The organism is Bradyrhizobium sp. LCT2 (assembly GCF_009931255.1).
Taxonomy (GTDB): domain Bacteria; phylum Pseudomonadota; class Alphaproteobacteria; order Rhizobiales; family Xanthobacteraceae; genus Bradyrhizobium; species Bradyrhizobium diazoefficiens.
This window is the reverse complement of sequence record NZ_CP034432.1, coordinates 9,368,176-9,387,212: the sequence shown is the minus strand read 5'-3', so window position 1 is coordinate 9,387,212 and position 19,037 is coordinate 9,368,176. Positions and strand designations below refer to the sequence as shown.

Below are 19,037 nucleotides of genomic sequence, written 5' to 3'. Positions count from 1 at the left end.
TCGGCGCAACTTCTACCGCGGCCCGCTCCAATGCGAGTTGGGCGGGCTATTTGCCACAGTGTGTGCCAGTAATTTTACGGACTCCCATTTTCGGAACACTGTGTTCTACTAAAGGAATACTTGATCGAGATTTGAGCACCAAGGCTATTGGACTGGGGGAGCCGCAGTGGGGCTGGACCGCGCTGCGGCTTTTCCGTTTATGGCGGCCGACTCGGCTTCGCCTCTCAGAGCCCAACCCAAAGGGCTTACCCTGGCGCCAGAGCAATCGACTGCAGATATTTCGCCTTGAGCTGCAGCCCGTAGCCATCGCCATACTTCGGCTTGCCTGTGGCGTGACCGATCAACTCGTCGGTTAACTCCTCTGGGCACTCCACAGCCTTCAGGCGATCTTTGAGGCTGTGACGAAACGAGTAAACGCCGTACTTGGGTCTCTTCTTCAGTGGCGTATCCTCGCTCACCTTGGGCAGCAGCTTGGCCTTTCTAGAATGCTTCATCAGCGTGGCGCTAAGGTTGTCGCCGTTGTCGAAGTAGCGCGGGAAGCCTGCCTGCCGCTTCATCGCATCCAGCGCCATGCCGACGAGCGGAATATCGCGCTCGCTGTGCTCTGTCTTCAACAGCCTGCCTTCAGCTTCTACGCGAATGAACGGGATCTCTGCGCCCAGCTTGATCCGGCTCTTATTGAGGTTCACTATCTCGCTTGGTCGACAGCCCGTTTCCATCACGATGTAAACCACATCCTTCGCCTCGTCGTTGAGCCCGTCCAGCGCTCCCGGAGCCAGGATAACGCTGCGGATGTGCTCTACCGTGAATGGCGACCGATTGCCGTCCCTGCCGCCCTCCAGGCGCGTGCCGCCGAATACATGATCCAGCCCAAGCTTGAGGCGTTTGTCGACAGCGCGGATCATGCCTCCGATGTGGCTGATGTTCTTGTTAGCGCTGCTAGGGCTGATGCCTTCAGCGATGGTGCGGCCTTCCCAGAAGTCAGCATAGGCCACGGCGTCGGCGCGCGTAATATCTTGCAACGCCTTGTCGCCGCGCTGCTCGATCAGGATTTCGACCGCGCGCTTCTTGGCGCTGGTCCATTTCCGCTTTTGGTTGGGCGACATTTTCGAGAGCGGCGTTTGCTGGGTCATACTCGCCGAACAGATCGGAGAGCATGACGCGCGGCTTGTCGACAGCACCCAGCACGGCGTCCACGACGGCGACGTCGGTCCTGCGCTCACCAACCTTCAAGGTCTCGATCCGGGCGAGCAGCTCGCTGATCTCGCGCCTGACGGCCTCGTCGGGTGTCAAGTAGTCGAGCCCATGCGAGCGGGCGAGGGTGACTGCATCCTGCCAGCGCTGCTTATCTGGCGTGCCGGAAGCCAGTGAGCGCCAGCGCGCCTCTTGCTGCTCGTTGAGCCGGACAGCCGCGCGCGCGGCCCTGGCGCCGGTCCGATCGTCGGCAACCGCTATCTTGGTGCTGATGACCACAAACCTGCTGGTCTTGCCGCCCAGGCCGGCGTAGGCCTTCGGGACGCGTCGATGATATTGCCAATAGCCGTTCCGCTGAATCAGGTAATCGGGCTTCATCTTCGGACCCATGTATCTACGCAATGTATCTACATTTACATGCGGCATAGCTGCCGAAAATGTCAAGATTTACGCTTAACTATCTGATTTTACGGAGTTTTTGCTAAAGTCAATTTGGCGCTCCCTAGCGGAATCGAACCGGCTACCCGCGAAGTAGGAATTCGCTACTCGGCTAAGACGCCGATTGACTACTGAAATACCGTGACCAAACCGCGCCAAAGGACGTTAAACAAGCGCAAACGCTACTGTTTTTGTTGGTTTTTCGATTGCTACTTACGTTTGGGACGCAGAGGTCGCAGGTTCCGATCTTTCATGCAACAAGCCGGGGGATTTCCTGTTCGACCAATCGCAATAATCGGGTGTTGCGTGTCCCCGCAACCAAATTCGGACTTCACCGGTTCCGATACGAAAATGGCCCGCATCGCGCGGGCCATTTTTGTTTTGCCATTTTTGTTTTGCCATGGGCGCTTCAATCGTCCGAAAGGCTACGACGGCTGATCCGGATCGGCGGATGATCAGACCGTCAGATCGACGCCAGTCGTTTGGTGCTCTGGACGCTTCCGTCGCTGGCCTGACCGGAGCCGCTCGATGAGACCGGCGCACTGCCGGCGGATGACGTCGTGCCGGCATTCGCTCGCTTTGCCGATGAAGCGTCTTGCAAATACGCGTAGGCATTCGCGCCCGAGATATTCATTGTCCGATCCTCGTTCGTCTGCACGACGAGGAATTGCACGATCCGTACCAATCCTGCGCGCTGCGATTGTTGATTGATGGATCGAGACAAGTCCGACGCTTCGTCGCTCGCGAGGCCGCAGGCCCGATCAACCGCCGGACCATTCTGCCGACTGTCGGCAATTCTTTCTGCTTCCCGTTGAGGCGAGCATCGACGGTTCGCGCGACTGTGCCGTCTCTGCATCACCGTCCGTCGGAATCCGCGCGTGAGACACACGGCACATCACGGCGGCGGGCGACCTGTTACGGATCTTCGCGCCGCCGGCCTGCACTGATCGCGGGCGGCCTCCTCCTTGATGTCGCAGATGATGATGAACAACAGGTCCTTGCCGCTTTCTCCCGATGAGATCGACCCGTCGCGCGACCGGCATCGCTCCGGTCCGCGCACGCCGGCGCCTTCGCGATGCGCCGGCCTTGGATGGCTGTTGCGCAGGGCTCTGCTTGCGAGCGTCGGTGTTCTTGTCGGCCTTGCGGCGCAAATGATGCCGGCGCATGCGCAACTGGTCGGCGGCAACGGCGGCACTGGCGGCGCCTACTCCGACAGTGTCCCCGGAGCCGGCGGCGCCGGTGGTCTGGCGGGCGACGGGAATGCAGCGGGGAATGGCGCAAGCGGCGGTGGCCCGGACACTGCGGGAAGCGGTCCGTACGGGGGCGCAGCCGGAAACAACGTTGCGCCAGGCGGAGGAACCGGGGGCGCGGGTTATTCAGGCGGCGGTGGCGGCGGCAGCGGCAGCGGAGGCGGGGGTGGATTCCAGGGGGGCATCAACGCCGGGGGCGGCGGCGGGGTGGTGGCCGGGCCGCGACCGTCAGCGGCAACTACGCCGCGGTGGTCAACCTGACCGGCGGAAATGGCGGAGCAGGCGGTCTTGGCCCCTACAACGGGTCGGCCGGCGGGGGCGGTGGCGGCGGCGATGGCTTGTACCTGTCCGGCGGCGATCTGCAGGTCAATGCCGGCGTCTTCATCAGGGGTGGTTCGGGCGGCGATGCAGGCACAACTTCCGCCGATGGCAATGGCGGCGCCGGTGGAGGTGGAAAGGGTGTCGTCGTCGGCACCACTGCAACCGTGACCAATGCCGGTTCGATCACGGGAGGAAGCGGCGGTTCTGGCGGCGGAAGCGCAATCGGTTCTGGAAGCGGCGGCGGCGGCGGCGATGGTCTTGTTCTCGCGGCCGGGGGCATCGTCATCAATACCGGCATGATTTCGGGAGGCACCGGTGGCCCCCAAGGTGATCCCAGGTATCCGACCTTTTTTCCGCCCGTCGCCGGCGGCGCGGGAATCAGCGGCGCCGGCCTCGTCGTGCAGAATGCGGGGATCATCAGCGGCGGGCTCGGAAATGCCGGCACGGGGGCCCGTGCCAACGCCATCACATTCACCGGCGGCGTCAACAGTCTGGAGCTTCAGGCCGGGTCGACCGTCACCGGCAACGTAATGGCCTTCAGCTACGCCGACACGCTCCGGCTGGGCGGAGCCGCCAACAGCTCGTTCGACCTGTCGACGCTCGGCGACTCCGCCCAGTACCGCGGCTTCGGCAGCTTCGTGAAGGCCGGCAGCAGCAACTGGACGCTGACGGGATCGAGTTCATTCACAGGCGCGGTCAGCGTCGATGCCGGCATTCTCTCCGTCAACGGCTCGCTCGCCTCGGCGTCGCTGACCACCGTCAACAGCGGCGGCACGCTCGGCGGCAACGGCACGGTCGGCAACACTACGATCAATGGCGGCGTGCTGGCGCCGGGCAATTCGATCGGCCTTTTGACCGTGAACGGCAATCTCGTCTTCACGGCGCCGTCGACTTACGTGGTCGAGGTCTCGCCCGCCAATGCCGATCGCGTCAACGTGACCGGCACCGCGACCCTGGGCGGGGCCACCGTCAGTGCCGTGTTCGCGGCCGGCAGCTACGTGGCGAAGCAATACACGATCGTCAATGCCGGCGGCGGGTTGACCGGCACGTTCGGCGCGCTGGTCGATACCAACCTGCCGGCCACCTTTCACACCAGCCTGAGCTATGATGCCAACAATGCCTATCTCGATCTGGCGCTGAACTTTTCCATTCCCGGCGGGCTCAACGTCAATCAGCAGAATGTCGGAAATGCGTTGTCGACTTTCTTCAACCTCACCGGCGGCATTCCCGCCGTGTACGGCACGCTGTCGCAAGCGGGCCTGACGCAAGCCTCCGGCGAAACTGCGACCGGGTCGCAGCAGACCACGTTCGACGCGATGACGCAGTTCATCGGCGTCCTCACCGATCCGTTCCTGGCCGGCCGGGGCGATGGCGGATCGTCGCCGGCCGGTGCGTCGCAATTCGCCGACGAGGATGGCTTCCGTGCCTACGCCTCCACCGGTCGCGGACGTTCCGCCGCGGAGCGCGACGCCTATGCCGCGCTCTCCCGCAAGGCCCCGGCGGCGTCCGACATCGTAATGCAACGCTGGGGCGTATGGGCCGCGGGCTATGGCGGTTCGCAGACCACCGACGGCAATGCCACGATGGGATCGAACACGGCGACCAGTCGCATCGCCGGCACGGCGGTCGGCGCCGATTATCGCTTTTCACCCGACACCGTCGCCGGCTTCGCGCTGGCCGGCGGCGGCACGAGCTTTGGCGTCGCCAACGGCGGCAGCGGCCGGTCGGATTTGTTTCAGGCCGGCGCCTTCCTTCGCCACGGCGTCGGCGCGGCCTACGTCTCCGCCGCGCTGGCGTATGGCTGGCAGGACATTACCACCACCCGCACCGTCACCATCGCCGGCAGCGATCAGTTGCGGGCCCGCTTCAACGCCAACGCCTATTCCGGCCGCGTCGAGGCCGGCTATCGCTTCGTGACGCCGTGGATGGGGCTCACGCCTTACGCCGCCGGCCAGTCGACCATCTTCGATCTGCCGGCCTATGCCGAACAGGTGCTCGCGGGCAGCAATGCCTTCGCCCTGAGTTACGGTTCGCGGAGCGTCACCGACACGCGCAGCGAGCTCGGTCTGCGCGCGGACAGGTCGTTTGCGCTGAGCGATGCCGTCCTGGTCTTGCGCGGCCGCGCCGCCTGGGCGCACGACTTCGATCCCGATCGCGCTATCGCGGCCACCTTCCAGGCGCTCCCGGGCGCATCATTCGTGGTCAACGGCGCGGCGCAGGCGCGCGACTCCGCGCTCGTCACGGCCTCGGCCGAGGTGAAATGGCGCGGCGGCGTCTCGTTCGGCGCTACCTTCGAGGGCGAGTTTTCGAACGTCACAAGCAGCTACGCCGGCAAGGGCATCATCCGCTATGCCTGGTAGTGGCGACACTCAGTCCGGATAGCTCAGGATCATTTTCAGCAGTTTCGGAAACCGCGCATTGATGTCCTCCTCGCGCAACACGTTGCGGTGCTGGACACCTTGCTTTGACGTCCGGATCAGGCCGGCCTCCCGCAGAATGCGAAAATGGTTCGACAGGGTCGATTTCGCCATGTCAGGGCAAGGCGCCGCCTCGGTACACGACATGCAAGCGTTCTGCGCGACCAGGCTTTTGACGATCCGCAGCCGCATGGGATCCGCGAGGGCTCCGAGCACTCCGGCCAGCGTAATCTCGTCGCGCGAAGGGTGAACGAACTGCACCATGCCCAAAATATAGCATGCCCCTTGAACTCATTCAATAGTTCACTAGTATTGAACTATTGAATATCGGCATCCCGCCGAACAACGGAAGACATGCGATGACCAAGAGACTGGAAGGCAAAGTAGCGCTCGTGACCGGCGCATCCAAAGGCATTGGTGCCGAAATCTCCGCCCGGCTTGCGGCTGAGGGGGCGGCGGTTGCCGTCAATTACAGCTCCAGCAAGCAGGCCGCCGACCGCGTGGTCGCCGCCATCATCGCCAAGGGGGGTAAAGCCGTCGCGGTCCATGGCAACCTGGCCGACGCCAAGGACGTGAAGAGCGTCGTCGCGGAGACCGTGAAGGCGTTCGGCGCGATCGACATCCTCGTCAACAACGCGGGCGTCTACGAGTTCGCCCCGCTCGAGGCCATCACGCCCGAGCATTTCCACAAGCATTTCGACCTCAATGTGCTTGGCCTGCTGCTGGTCTCGGGTGAAGCGGCGAAGCACTTCAACGCCAACGGCGGAAGTATCATCAACATCAGCTCCGGCGTATCGACCATCGCGCCGGCGAACACCGCCGTCTACACTGCGACCAAAGCCTCGGTGGATGCGATCTCCTCCGTGCTGTCGAAGGAGCTCGCGCCGCGCAAGATTCGCGTCAACGCCGTCAATCCAGGCATGATCGCCACCGAAGGCGTCGTGTCGGCCGGCCTGCACGAGGGCGACATGCGCAACTGGATCGAATCCACCACCCCGCTTGGCCGCATCGGCAAGGTCGAGGAGATCGCTGCCGCGGTGGCCTTCTTCGCATCGGACGACGCGTCCTACGTCACCGGCGAGACACTTCACGTCACCGGCGGCCTTCGCTAACGAGCAGGCGCTCTGGCGGCGCGACGTCGCTGAAGGCCAAGTTCGGACTTCGCAGCTTTGGATGAGAAAATGGCCCGCGCGACGCGGGCCATTTTGTTTGGCGACAGGCAGGCCTCAGAAATGGAGGATGGACTTGTTGTCCGCCCCGACCAGGCTCGACGGCGCCTCGCCGAACACCAGCCCCTCCGGCTGAAACTTGATGGTCTTCCCGCCCTCGACGAACTCCGCAAAATTCCGCGGCGTCGCCGAGTGAACGCCGTTGGTCAGGAAGTCGTCGATCTCGTAGCAGGTGTCCGGCTTGCCGCCTGATCCTTCACCCAGGAATTTCTGGAAGGTCTGGCTGGTCACCTTCGCCTTCTTGCGCGCCGACCAGTTGGTCTGGCGGCGGTAGAGTTTTGGCAGGATCACCGGGCCCTTGTCGGTCGCGAGCACGTCGGTCTCGTTCTTCTTGGGCTCGCGCAGGTCGAAGTCGAAGGCCGGAACGGTTTTGGCGAGATGCTTCCAGACCGGCAGTTTCTTCGTCCGCGCGGCCTTGGCGAGCACGAGGAAGGCCTTGATCTCGTCGTCGTTCATCGAGGAGTAGAACGTCGGATAGGCAAAGCCCTGCTCGACCAGCCAGTGGTTGATGTCGACCGTCTTGTTCGTGACCGCCACCTCGATGTCGCCGACCAGCCGTCCATAGGTGTCGAACACCTCGTTCGGCGCATCGACACGGGTGAACACCCGGCAGGCCAGCGTCGCCCCGCCGGCACGGCTGAGGAAGTCATGCAGCGCCTTGCTCGACGTCGCGCCGAGGAATTGCCGGTAGGGGTGCGTGACCTCGTGATAGGCCTGCCGCTTGGCATCCGCCAGGCCCTTCTTCTCGGCCGGCGACAGCGGCGACGGCTGATAGTGCAGCTCCGGCGCGTCGATGCCCTGAAGGCGCACGGTCAGCTTGCCGTTCTTGATCGGTGCCGTGTTGGTCCGGCCCTTGACCTTGGCGTTGTCGAAGACATGGGTCGGCTGGAACGGCGAGGTGTCGTTCTTGCGGAAGCGGATCGCATCGGGCGCGACGTTCACCACGACCTTGGTGGTGTCGGCGTCAGACCTCCCCTCCGGCCAGAACTGGCTGACCTCGATCGTGCCTTCGACCTCCAGCAGTCCCACCGGCATCGGCCGCTCCTGTCAATGGACGCGACGGTTGCCTCAAGCAGGCGGCTCGCACGCGCACAGCTGGAACAGATCATTTTCGTGCGACAGGCCCATGACGGGGCGGCAGCGAGACAGTGCGCCGCGGCCTTCGGGCCGAGCGGGCGGGGCATGATTGGTCCGTCGTGCAACGTATGCTGTGGCGACGACGGACCACCTTCGATTGGTGCGGAAGCTTCCGCGCTGCTCCCGCTCGGAATCAGGGTCGGTACGGACAGACCATCGTCAGGTGGAGCAACGTCGGCGCCTGGTCCTCACCATTGTCGTACTCCCACTCCAGCCGGATTTCGTGCCGGTCGGCATAGGCGTCGCTCGCCGCGTGGGTGATGATATTCGTCTTCATCGGGATCGGCGGCTCGGAATTGAAGCATTTCCGCACGCAGGCATCGAGCAGCGCGCATCGCGTCAGCGGGATCACGCCGGGCTCGTCCTTGGACAGCGGGACCGTATTCAGCTGCGTGGTGAGGTCGACGCGAGCCCGGCCCTTCTCCTTGTGCCAGTACGCCGCACTCCCGTCCGGCCATTTGTCCGCCGGCGTCAGGATCAGGTGGTACTGGCCGTACTCCAGGGTCGGCAGATGGATGTCCGGCGACGCCTTGAGGATGTCCACGCTCCTCTGCATGTTTTCCAGAGGGAAATAATTGTCGTTCATCAAATCTTTGAATGAAGCCCCGGTGTAAGTTCTCGACCCCATCGTCTTTTCCCTCAATATGTCCTTGGCTTTGCGAAAATACATACAGCTCCACGACGCCGGTTGGTTTTGCCAACCTGGCCTCGCCGATATATGCCCCATCTTTGCTGGGATTTGCGTACGCTACCACTCAGGACTGTGTTTCGTCCAGATCGCCAACCGCACCGCGCCCCGCTAAACGGCGATGGGCAAGTCCGATTTGCTAAGCGGTTCTTGATAGGTATTCTTACCACGAGTTGCTCGCGGGCGCTGGACGACAGCGACGCCGCGATCCTTGAAGGCGCAGGAATGCATTGCTTCGCGTGTCAGTCGGCGATTGATCCCGACGATAGCTGGTGCTCCAAGTGTGGGGCGGCGGTACGTCGGCGTGCTGATCCCGACAGCGAGCGGCGGTTTGTGACAATTCTCCGAGCCGACGTCATCGACTCCACAGGGCTTGTTGCCGAACTGGAGCCGGAGGAGGCCGTCTCACGCCTGGAGCCTGCGCTGGCGGCCATGAGGGGCGCGGTACGCCAGTTCGGCGGCATCGTCAGCAAGGAGTTGGGGGACGGCTTGACCGCGGTCTTTGGTGCCCCGATCGCCGACGACAACCATGCGCCGCTGGCCTGCCATGCTGCCATCGAGCTTGTCCGGCGCGTTGGCCGTCTTGGGGATCCCGGACTTCAGGTTCGGGTCGGCCTCCATTCGGGGCACGTCGTCGCCTATATGGTCGCCAGCGAGTTTTCCAAGGTCTACGAGATCGGAGGCGCCGCTCAGCATCTTGCCGCGCGGCTGGAGGCAGCGGCCGAGGCCAATCAGATCTACGTGTCGGAAGCCTGCCAGAAACTCGCGGATGGACATGTCCGATTCGAATCCCTGGGCCTCAAGGTGCTGCGCGGCTTCAACGAGCCGCTGCCGGTCTACCGTGTCGTCGGCGCGAGCGACCTTTCAAGCTGGCGGGTGCGACGTGCGCGGAGCGTTTCGCGGTTTGTCGATCGAACGACCGAGCGGGCCCTGTTGGGACGCGCCGCCGAGAGGTCCAGTGCAAGCCGGCAGACGGTCCTTCTGATCGGCGATGCAGGCATCGGAAAATCGCGGCTCGCACATGAGTTCGCCCAGGAGCTCAAGGCCGATGGCTGGCGGTTGATCGACGCCGAGTGCAGCCCGAACCTTCAGGGCGTGCCGTTCAGCGCGCTCAAGCGCATTATACTTTCGATCTCCGAAGTTACCGCCAGAGATTCGGATGGTCTGGTCGACATCCGACAGGAGTTGCAGGCAATCCATCAACTCGCGATCGATTCCATATTGGATATTCCGGTCGAGGATCCTCGCTGGAGCGAGTTGGAGCCTTACGCGCGCGCGCGTGCCATTTCCGATGCAAGTTGCGCCATCGTTCAAGGCTTGGCCTTCCAGCAGCGCACCGTTCTTCTCATCGAGGACCTGCACTGGATCGACCGAGCCAGCGATGCGGTTGTTGCTGCAATCGCGTCGTTGCAGAGCCCCAACCTGATGGTTTTTCTCACGAGCAGGCCGAACGGCATGCCTGAGTGGATCGCGCGCTGCCACGCGGAAGTGATTGCAATGCGCCCCCTGGATGACGATTCGGGATTGGCCATGTTGGCCGATATGCTCGGACCGTCGGCGACGAACACCGATTTGAAGAACCGTATCATCTCTCATACGGCCAACGTTCCCCTGTTTCTCGAGGAAGTCTGCCGCGGACTGAAAGATAGTGGCACGCTTCGCGGTCAGTGGGGTGACCTTGCGCTCGTTCGACCCATTGATGAGCTCGGCATCCCCACCAGCATTCAGGGCGTGATTGCGGCGCGGCTCGATCGCATTTCAAGGCAGGAGCGCTCGGTTCTCCAAATAGCGGCGGCGCTGGGGCCGCGCTCAAGCGTGATGATGCTGCGGAACGTCGCGGCGCTGCCCGAAGACGTTTTCCAGGATTGCCTTGGAGCGCTCGACCGAGCCGAGCTCCTCGTCAGGATCGATAGTGAACTTGAGGACTCGATCGAGTTCCAGCACGAGATGGTCCGCCAAGTGACCTACGAGTCGATGGTCGAAAAGGTGCGCGAAAATATACATGCGCGAATTCTTGCGGCCTTCGAAAGCGACGAGACATGGAGCGACGGTCCTGACACGCTTTGCTACCACGCAATGCGCGCGAAGGATTGGCTGAAAGCGTTCGGGTACGGGAGGGGGGCCGCGCGGAAATGTCTTGTGCGCTCGGCATATGCCGATGCGGTCGACTATTTCGGGATCGCGATGAGTTCGCTCGACAAAACACCGATGACTCCTTCGCGGGAGGCAGATGCAATTGACCTCCGGATGGAGGCGCGAATGGCATTCATCTGGTCCGGTCAGGTTGCCGAGTGGATCGATCTCGGAAAAGAGGCCGAACGCCGGGCCAGTGGAATTGACGACATCGGAAGAAAGGTCGCCGCCATGACCGTCATGGCGGGTGGACAGAATTTCTACGGAACGCCAACTGAAGCGGTTGCGCTCGGCCGGGAGGTCGTTGGCCTCGCCGAGAAGTCAGGCAACCCGGGTTGGCGCAACCTTGCACAATACAATCTGGGACAGGCCTATTTTCTCGCCGGTCGATATCGCGAAGCGGAGCAGACGTTGGCGCGAGGCCGCGCTAATCTCATGGGGCCGGAGGCAAGCGCGCCCTTCGGAACGCCCCCAAAATACACGCTCCTCCTCTGCTGCATGATGAAAAGCTTCACCCACACCGTGATGGGCGAGCTCGATGCCGCCGAGCAGCTCCAGCAGCAGGCCGCGGCGATCGCGGAGGAGACGGGCCGTCCCTATGACCGCGTCGCGGCGGCCTATAGCGGCGGGTGGCTGAAGCTCGGCCGCAACGATCCGGCGGCGGCCGCCGCCATCCTCGAAGAGGGTTTCGTCCTCGCGCAGAAGCATGGCATTCGGCTGTTCGTGCCGGTGCTCGCCTGCCACCTCGGCATCGCCTATCTCGAGCAGGGTCTGTTCGATCGGGCGCGCGGCATGCTCGGCGAGGCGCGCGAGGAGGCGAAGGCGGTCGGCTATACCTCGGCGGTGCTGCGCAGCTCGATCTACCTGGCGCTGGCAACCCGCCGGCTCGGCGACGTCCAGGCCGCGCAGAACATGCTGCGCGAGGCGCGCAACACCGCGCGGCAGCAGGGGTTTGCCGGCCTCGAGGCCGAGGCCCTGTTCGGCGAAGCCGTGGTGACGCCGCCCTCCAGCGAGGAGAACAAGGCCGCGATCCTTGCCGCCCTGCGCGCGGCGATCGCGATCGCATCCGACAGCGGCGCGCTGCCGCTGAAGCAGAAGGCCGAGGCGATGCTGACCGGGATGCTCGCCCGGGGCGACGAGCTCGCCTGACCCCTGCCTCTCAATCCGCCTGCCGTGCGATCGTACCGCCGGGGTGACCTTCTTGCCCGACATATCGTTTTTATTTTGTAGTAATCACAATGGCTTATCGTGCCACTTCTACTGTGCATGGGGTTGTTTTCGATGTTTTAGCGGGATGGCCGCCGGTTCGGCGCGGCCCGGCGGTGGTCCCCGCCGCCCGTGATGACGAAGTCCCTTGCGCGGGCACCTGGGTCGGCTACCGTTGGCGGGAAGCTAGCCGCAGGGCCAGGTGATCTTTTGATTCGCGTTTTTTAGCATTCCATTTTGTCGGCGCCGCCACGGCGCGACGCCCACCGGAAGAGGCGGGGCCATGATCACACGGGACCAGTCAGCACTGTTGGCGCCGGTCGAGCGCGACCTGCGGCTCGATCTCTTCCGCGGCATCGGCCTGTGGATGATCTTCCTCGACCACATCCCGCACGACGTCGTGGCCTGGCTGACGCTGCGCAATTACGGCTTCAGCGACGCCGCCGAGTTCTTCGTCTTCATCTCCGGCTACCTGGTCGGCTGGATCTACGGGCCGATCATCGCGGGCGGCTGGTTTCTCGCCGCGCTCAAGCGGCTGTGGCGTCGCGCGGCCGAGATGTACGTCGCCCACATCATGTTGTTCCTGCTGTTCACGGCGCAGATCGCGCGCACCGCGCGCCGCTTCGACAATCCGATGTACGAGCACGAGTTCAACGTGTTCAACTTCCTGTCGCATCCGGACGAATTGATCGGGCAGGCGATCGTCCTGAAATACAAGCCGGTCAATCTCGACGTGCTGCCGCTCTACATCGCGCTGGTGTTCGCCTCGCCCTTCATCGTCTGGTGCCTGGTGCGGCGGCCGAACCTGACCCTCGCCGCCTCCGTGGTGCTCTATGTGCTGTCGCGCTGGTTCGACTGGAACGTCGCCTCCTATCCGCCCGGCACGAAATGGTACTTCAACCCGTTCTGCTGGCAGCTGATGTTCGTGTTCGCGGCCTGGTGCGGCATCGGCCAGATCGGGAAGATCGCGAAATGGGTGTGGTCGAAGGCGGCGATGACGCTCGCGGCGGCCTGGCTCGCCTTCGCGCTCCTGATCGTGATGACCTGGCACGTTCCCGCGCTCGAGGCCCTGATCCCGAAATGGATGATCAAGGCGATCTACCCGATCGACAAGACCGATCTCGACATGCTGCGCTTCACGCATTTCCTGGCGCTGGCGATCTGGGTCACCCATTTCATCTCGCGCAAATGGCGGTCGCTGCACACACCCTGGCTGCGCCCGGTCATCCTCTGCGGCCAGCATTCGCTGCCGATCTTCTGCCTCGGGGTGTTCCTGTCGTTCTCCGCGCACTGGATCCTGACGCAATACACCAAGGGCGTCTGGGAGCAGCTCGCCGTCTCCGTCGTCGGCATCGTCATCATGATCGGTGCCGCCTGGCTGCTCGATCGTGCCGAACGCGTGCCCAGCCTGTTCGTGAAGGTGACGGAGGTCGAGGATTCCGAGCCCGAAAGCGCTCCGGCCGCGGCCGGGGCGCCCGCGAGCCGTTGAAAGCATCGTGGCGCCAGCTCGCCTTCTCACGGAGAGGTTCATGTCCAGACGTTTGTTGACGATCGCCGGCACGCTCCTGTTCCTGGTTTGCGGCGCGTCGGCGCAGGCGCCGCCGCCGGAGGCGATGAATGCAGCGCGCAAGCTCGTCGTCACGCTGAAGATTGCCGACCAGTATCGTGCGCTGCTGCCGCAGCTCCTGCTCAAGCTCAGGCCCGTGGTCGCCCAGGACAGGCCGGAGATCGAGCGCGACTATGATGCGCTGACGGCGCCCGGCGCCGAGATCTATGCTCCGTTCGTCGCCTCGATGATCGATCAGATCGCGGCTCTCTACGCCGCCAGCTTCACCGTCGATGAGCTGCGCCAGATCGAGGCGTTCTACGCCCAGCCCGTGGGACGAAAATTCCTGGAGAAGTCGGATGCGCTGGCGCAGGCGAGCATGCAGATCGGCCAGGACGTCGGTCAGAAGGCGGCCGACGAGCTGAAGCAGCGCCTGATCGAGGCGCTGCGGCAGAAGGGGCACAAGCTTTGAGGCCGGGCAATATGCTCGGGCCGCGCGTCGTGCCTAGGCCAGAAACGCGCGAAACCGGCGCTGCGCGATCAGGAAGAAGACGACGCCGATCAGCGTGAGCGCGACGAGCTGTGGCCAGACGGCCTCCAGGCCCGCGCCGCGGAACAGGATCGCCTGCGCGAGCATCACGAAATGCGTGTTGGGCGCCGCCAGCATGATGTCCTGGACGAATTGCGGCATGCTCTCCCGCGGCGTCATGCTGCCCGACAGGGTTTGCAGCGGCAGCAGGATCATGATCAGCAGCAGCCCGAACTGCGGCATCGACCCGGCGACGGTGGCGAGGAAGATGCCCATGCTGGTGGTGGCGAAGAGCTGAAGCGCCGCGCCGACGAGGAACAGCGCCACCGAGCCATCGATGGTAACCGCCAGCCACCCCTTGACCACGAAGATGATCGACAAGGCGGAGGCGATCAGCACCACCGCTCCCATCGACCAGATCTTGCTCACCATGATTTCCAATGGCGTGACCGGCATCACCAGCAGGTGCTCGATCGTGCCGTGCTCGCGCTCGCGGATCAGCGCTGCGCCGGTCAGGATGATCGAGAGCATGGTGATCGAGGTGATCACGTGGTCGATGGCGCCGAACCAGGACTTCTTCAGTTCCGGGTTGAACCGCGCCCGCAGCGCCAGCTCGATCGGTGCGGCCTGTGCATTGCGCGTGTGCGCCAGAAATTCCGCGATCTCCGCGCTGACGATCTGTTCGACATAGCCGCCGCCGTTGAAGGCCTGCGAGATCCGCGTCGCATCGACGTTGAGCTGGATCGCGGGCGATCTCCGCGCCAGCAGGTCGCGCTGGAAGTCCGGCGGTATGTCGAGTGCGAAGGTGTCGAGACCCGCGTCCATCCGCCGGTCCATCTCGTATTGCGAGATCAGGCGCGGCTCGGAAAAGTAGGGTGGCGTGAACGCCATCTCGATGCGGGTCGATATCGGCGAATGGTCTTCGTCGACGATGGCGATCGCGGCGCGGTTCAACGTTTCCGGCAGTGCCTTGGCACCTGCATAGACCGCCAGCGTGAAGGAGTAGACGATGAGCACGAGCAGCATCGGGTCGCGCACGAGGCCACGCAATTCCTTGATGCCGAGCTGAAGCACGTTGTCGATGCGCATGGTCAGCGGGCCTGTTTCTTCAGCAGCATTGTGCCGGCTGCCACCAGCACCGGGATCATGACGGCGAGCGCCAGGAGATCGTTGTGGAGAGTCTCGAAACCGAGCCCCTTGGAGAAGGTGCCGCGCGAGATCGTGACGAAATAGGTGGTGGGATAGAGCCGCCCGACCAGTGCGCCCAGGCCCTGGAGCGATGAAACCGGATCGATCAGCCCGGAATACTGGATGGCCGGGATCAGCGTGATCAGCACCGTGCCGAACAGCGCCGCGATCTGGCTGTTCATGAAGGCCGAGATCACCAGCCCCATGCCGGTCGTGGCGGTGACATAGAGCAGGGCGGCGAGCGCATAGGTCGGAAAGCTGCCGGTGAAGGGCACGCCGAAGACGGCGAGCGCGAAGCCGACCAGGAGCAGGAAGTTGCCGAATGCCAGCACGACATAGGGCAGTTGCGTGCCGAGCAGGAATTCCAGCCGCGTCACCGGCGTCACGTAGAAATTGACGATCGAGCCGAGCTCCTTCTCGCGCACCACCGCGAGTGCGGCGAGCACCGCCGGAATCATGATCAGGAGCAGCGGAATGATTCCGGGCGCCATGGCGACGACGCTTCTGACGTCGGGATTGTAGCGGTAGCGGAGCTCGAGCTTGTAGGAACCGGCGATCGCCGCCTCGCCATAGAGCTCGCGGCCCTTCTGCGCGAGCCAGGTGGCGTGGATCGCCTGGGCGTAAGAGCGCAGCGTTTCGGCGCGGGTGGGGTTGGCGCCGTCGACCCAGGCGCCGATCTCGACATGGCGACCGCGGCTGACGTCGCGGCCGAAGCCGGGCGGCAGCTCGATGGCGAGGCCAATCTCGCCGGCGCGCATCCGGCGGTCGAGATCGGCGTAATCCGTGATCGGAGGCTTTTCAGTGAAGTAGCGCGACCCCGCGATCTGCAGGCTGTAGTCGCGGCTGATGGCGCTGTCGTCGCGGTCGAGCACGGCGAAGGTCAGGTTCTCGACGTCCATGCTGATGCCGTAGCCGAGCACGAACAGCAGCAGCACGCTGCCGAGGATCGCGAGCGTCGCGCGGATCGGGTCGCGGCGCAGCTCGAGCGCCTCGCGCCGGGAATAGGCCAGCATGCGGATCGGATTGAACGTCGCGCTGCTGCGCTTGCGCGGCGGCGTAGCGGTCGCAGCCGGCGCGGGCGATGCGGCCGCAGGCGGGCCGGCTGCATCTGTCGTGTCAGCGATCGCCTCTTCGAGGCAGGCGATGAAGGCCTGCTCCAGCGTGGCGGTGCCGCGCGCGGCCACGATCGCGGCAGGCGTGTCCGACGTCAGCACCTTGCCCGCGTGCATCAGCGAGATCCGGTCGCAGCGCTCGGCCTCGTTCATGAAATGGGTCGAGACGAAGATGGTGACGTTGTCCTTGCGCGAGAGCTCGGCGAGAATCTGCCAGAAGCGGTCGCGGGCGACGGGATCGACGCCGGAGGTCGGCTCGTCGAGAATGAGGATGTCCGGCGCATGGATCATGGCGACCGCCAGCGACAGCCGCTGCCGCAGGCCGAGCGGCAGCGCGTCGGGCAGGGCGTCGGCCACCTCCGCAAGATCGAACCGGGTGATCATCTCGCTGATGCGCGCGGCGATAGTCTCCGCCGACAGCCCGAACAGCCGCGCATGCAGATCGAGATTCTGGGCGACCGTCAGCTCCGAATAGAGCGAGAACCCCTGCGACATGTAGCCGATGCGGCGGCGCACGGACATATCGCCGGCATCGATCGCATTGCCGAACAGTCGCGCATTGCCCTCGCTCACGGGCAACAGGCCGGTGAGCATCTTCATGGTCGTGGTCTTGCCGCATCCGTTCGAACCGAGGAAGCCGAAGATCTCGCCCTTCCTGATGCGGAAGCTGACATCGTCGACAGCGACGAAGTCATTGAAACGCCGGGTCAGGTGGTCCGCCTCGATCGCGATCTCGTCATGGTCCGCGCTGCGCGGCGGGATGACGACGCCGGTGTGATTGCCGCGATCGGCCTCCGGCAAGAGGCGGATGAAGGCGTCGTCGAGCGTGTCGGCGCCGGTCTGACGCTTGAGCGCGGCAGGCGTTCCCGTCGCCAGCACGCGGCCGGCGTTCATCGCGATCAGGAAGTCGAACTGCGCGGCCTCCTCCATATAGGCGGTCGAGACGATCACGCTCATGCCGGGCCGGCTGCTCCGGATCGAGGCGATCAGCTCCCAGAACTGGCGCCGCGACAAGGGATCGACGCCGGTGGTCGGCTCGTCCAGGATCAGCAACTCGGGATCGTGGATCAGGGCGCAGCACAGGCCCACCTTCTGCTTCATGCCGCCGGAGAGCTTTGCGGCCGGGCGGTCGGCGAAGGGGGTAAGCCCGGTGTCGCGCAAAAGGCCAGCGATCCGTCTGCTTCGTTCCGCCTTGTCGTGTCCGAACAAGCGGCCGAAGAAGTCGATGTTCTCGAACACCGACAACGTTGGATACAGATTCTTGCCCAGCCCCTGCGGCATATAGGCGATATCAGGGCAGACCGCACGGCGATGGCGCGAGCTCGCCATGTCGCCGCCAAGCACATGGATGCGTCCCTCTTGGATCTCGCGCGCGCCGGCGATCAGCGCGAGCAGGCTGGATTTGCCGACGCCGTCGGGTCCGATCAATCCGATCATGCAGCCGGACGGCAGGTCGAGGGTAATGCCATCCAGCGCGCGGGTCTTGCCGTAGCTCAGGCCAACGCCTTCGAGATGCACCACGCTGCCGGGCCCGGCCGGTGCGTCGGCTGCGGCAGTCGCGCTCATCGGGTCACTTTGATCTTGAGATTGTCGGGCCATTGCGCGGCCGGATCGAGCTGCACATAGGCCATGCCGGGCAGGCCGGTCTTCACATGCTCGATGTGCTGGCGCAGCAGCTCGGGCGCGATATGCGCCTTGATGCGGAACATCAGCTTCTGGCGTTCCTCCTCGGTCTCGACGGTCTTGGGCGTGAATTGCGCGACGTCGGCGACGAAGGTGGCCTTGGCCGGGATCACGTATTGCGGGATGGCGTCGAGCACGAGGCGGACCTCGGAGCCGATCGCGACGCGGCCGGCATCCGCGGTCGGCAGGAAGAATGTCATGTAGACGTCGCCAAGATCGACCATGTTGAGGACGCGGCCGCCGGCCGCGAGCACCTCGCCCGGCTGCGACACGCGATACTGGACGCGGCCTTCGCGCGGCGCCTTCAGCACGCTGTCGTTGAGGTCGGCGTTGATGCTTTCGATCGCGGCCTTGGCGGCGTCGACCGAGGCGCCGGCATCGATCACCATGGCGCGGGCGGAGCTGATCGCCGCCTCTGAGGCCGCGACCTGGGCCTGGGCTGCGGCAAGTGCCGCCTTCGCCGTGGCGTTGGCCGAGCGGTCGTCGTCCAGCACCTGCTGCGACACCGCATTCGTCCTGATCAATTGCTCGGAGCGATCGAGCTTGCGGCTGGCGGTGTCGAGCTGGGCGATGCGCTGGTCGACCACAGCCTCCGCAGCCCTGCGTTCGGCCTCGCGCTGGTTCACCAGGCTCTTCGCGGTCTCGACATTGATGGATGCGCGCTGGAGCTGCGCTTCGGCCTGGCGGCGCTGCGCCTGCAATTGCTCGGTGTCCATCCGCGCCAGAACCTGGCCGGCGTTCACGAAATCACCTTCGTTGACAAGGATTTCGCGAATCCGGCCCGGCGTCTTGGTGGCGATGTCGATCTCGACCGCTTCGATGCGGCCGTTGCCGCGGGCAAAGCCCGCCGGCAGCGTGTTGGAATCGCGGTGCTGCCAGTAGTAATAGCCGCCGCCTGCAAGCAGGATGGCGATCGCGGCGATGACGCGGCCCGGAGTGAAGTTCATCTGTTCATAACGCCGCGCC

Annotated in this window: 13 protein-coding genes; 5 read left to right on the top strand and 8 right to left on the bottom strand. The window is 64.2% G+C overall.

The genetic code is table 11. The annotated features are described in order from the left end of the window. Positions 1 to 245: 245 nt before the first annotated feature. Both EI171_RS44285 and EI171_RS44280 read right to left on the bottom strand, forming a co-directional pair. Positions 246 to 1,106: an integrase gene (locus tag EI171_RS44285; protein ID WP_161536867.1), complete on the bottom strand. Its 861-nt coding sequence runs from the start codon at positions 1,104 to 1,106 to the stop codon at positions 246 to 248. 989 nt (positions 1,107 to 2,095) lie between these two features. Then, entirely contained in the window at positions 2,096 to 2,305 is a 210-nt protein-coding gene (locus EI171_RS44280; RefSeq protein WP_063921558.1) for a hypothetical protein, read from the bottom strand. A gap of 825 nt (positions 2,306 to 3,130) precedes the next feature. Here EI171_RS44280 and EI171_RS44275 point away from each other — a divergent pair. Beyond that, entirely contained in the window at positions 3,131 to 5,563 is a 2,433-nt protein-coding gene (locus tag EI171_RS44275) for an autotransporter domain-containing protein (protein ID WP_162494165.1), read from the top strand. Between the two features lie 9 nt (positions 5,564 to 5,572). Here the strand turns inward: EI171_RS44275 and EI171_RS44270 are convergent, their stop codons facing one another. Beyond that, positions 5,573 to 5,884, bottom strand: coding sequence for a helix-turn-helix transcriptional regulator (locus EI171_RS44270; RefSeq protein ID WP_011090605.1), 312 nt, complete (start codon positions 5,882 to 5,884; stop codon positions 5,573 to 5,575). 95 nt (positions 5,885 to 5,979) lie between these two features. Here EI171_RS44270 and EI171_RS44265 point away from each other — a divergent pair, with 95 nt between their 5' ends. Continuing rightward, on the top strand, positions 5,980 to 6,732 hold the full coding sequence (locus tag EI171_RS44265) for an SDR family NAD(P)-dependent oxidoreductase (protein ID WP_011090604.1): 753 nt from the start codon (positions 5,980 to 5,982) through the stop codon (positions 6,730 to 6,732). Positions 6,733 to 6,846: 114 nt separating this feature from the next. Here EI171_RS44265 and EI171_RS44260 read toward each other — a convergent pair whose 3' ends face one another. Both EI171_RS44260 and EI171_RS44255 read right to left on the bottom strand, forming a co-directional pair. Beyond that, positions 6,847 to 7,884: a thermonuclease family protein gene (locus EI171_RS44260; RefSeq protein ID WP_161536865.1), complete on the bottom strand. Its 1,038-nt coding sequence runs from the start codon at positions 7,882 to 7,884 to the stop codon at positions 6,847 to 6,849. Between the two features lie 235 nt (positions 7,885 to 8,119). Next, complete coding sequence (locus EI171_RS44255) at positions 8,120 to 8,614, bottom strand: hypothetical protein (RefSeq protein WP_028173761.1); 495 nt, start codon at positions 8,612 to 8,614, stop codon at positions 8,120 to 8,122. 285 nt (positions 8,615 to 8,899) lie between these two features. Between EI171_RS44255 and EI171_RS44250 the strand changes: the two genes are divergently transcribed. From EI171_RS44250 to EI171_RS44240, 3 genes are all read left to right on the top strand, one after another. After that, positions 8,900 to 11,956 carry an AAA family ATPase gene (locus tag EI171_RS44250; RefSeq protein WP_161537192.1) on the top strand — a complete coding sequence of 1,019 codons (3,057 nt, stop codon included), beginning with the start codon at positions 8,900 to 8,902 and terminating at the stop codon, positions 11,954 to 11,956. Between the two features lie 340 nt (positions 11,957 to 12,296). After that, positions 12,297 to 13,502, top strand: coding sequence for an OpgC domain-containing protein (locus tag EI171_RS44245; protein WP_161536864.1), 1,206 nt, complete (start codon positions 12,297 to 12,299; stop codon positions 13,500 to 13,502). A gap of 40 nt (positions 13,503 to 13,542) precedes the next feature. Continuing rightward, on the top strand, positions 13,543 to 14,031 hold the full coding sequence (locus tag EI171_RS44240) for a DUF2059 domain-containing protein (protein ID WP_028173764.1): 489 nt from the start codon (positions 13,543 to 13,545) through the stop codon (positions 14,029 to 14,031). Positions 14,032 to 14,064: 33 nt separating this feature from the next. Here EI171_RS44240 and EI171_RS44235 read toward each other — a convergent pair whose 3' ends face one another. From EI171_RS44235 to EI171_RS44225, 3 genes are read right to left on the bottom strand one after another with little or no spacing between them, the layout of a single operon-like run. Further along, positions 14,065 to 15,177, bottom strand: a complete 1,113-nt coding sequence (locus EI171_RS44235) for an ABC transporter permease (RefSeq protein ID WP_011090598.1) — start codon at positions 15,175 to 15,177, stop codon at positions 14,065 to 14,067. A gap of 2 nt (positions 15,178 to 15,179) precedes the next feature. Further along, a complete protein-coding gene (gene rbbA, locus EI171_RS44230) occupies positions 15,180 to 17,954 on the bottom strand; it encodes a ribosome-associated ATPase/putative transporter RbbA (protein ID WP_202633079.1) in 2,775 nt (924 codons plus the stop codon). Beyond that, a complete protein-coding gene (locus EI171_RS44225) occupies positions 17,951 to 19,018 on the bottom strand; it encodes an HlyD family secretion protein (protein WP_161536862.1) in 1,068 nt (355 codons plus the stop codon). The genes rbbA and EI171_RS44225 overlap by 4 nt, the downstream gene beginning before the upstream one ends. Positions 19,019 to 19,037: the final 19 nt, after the last annotated feature.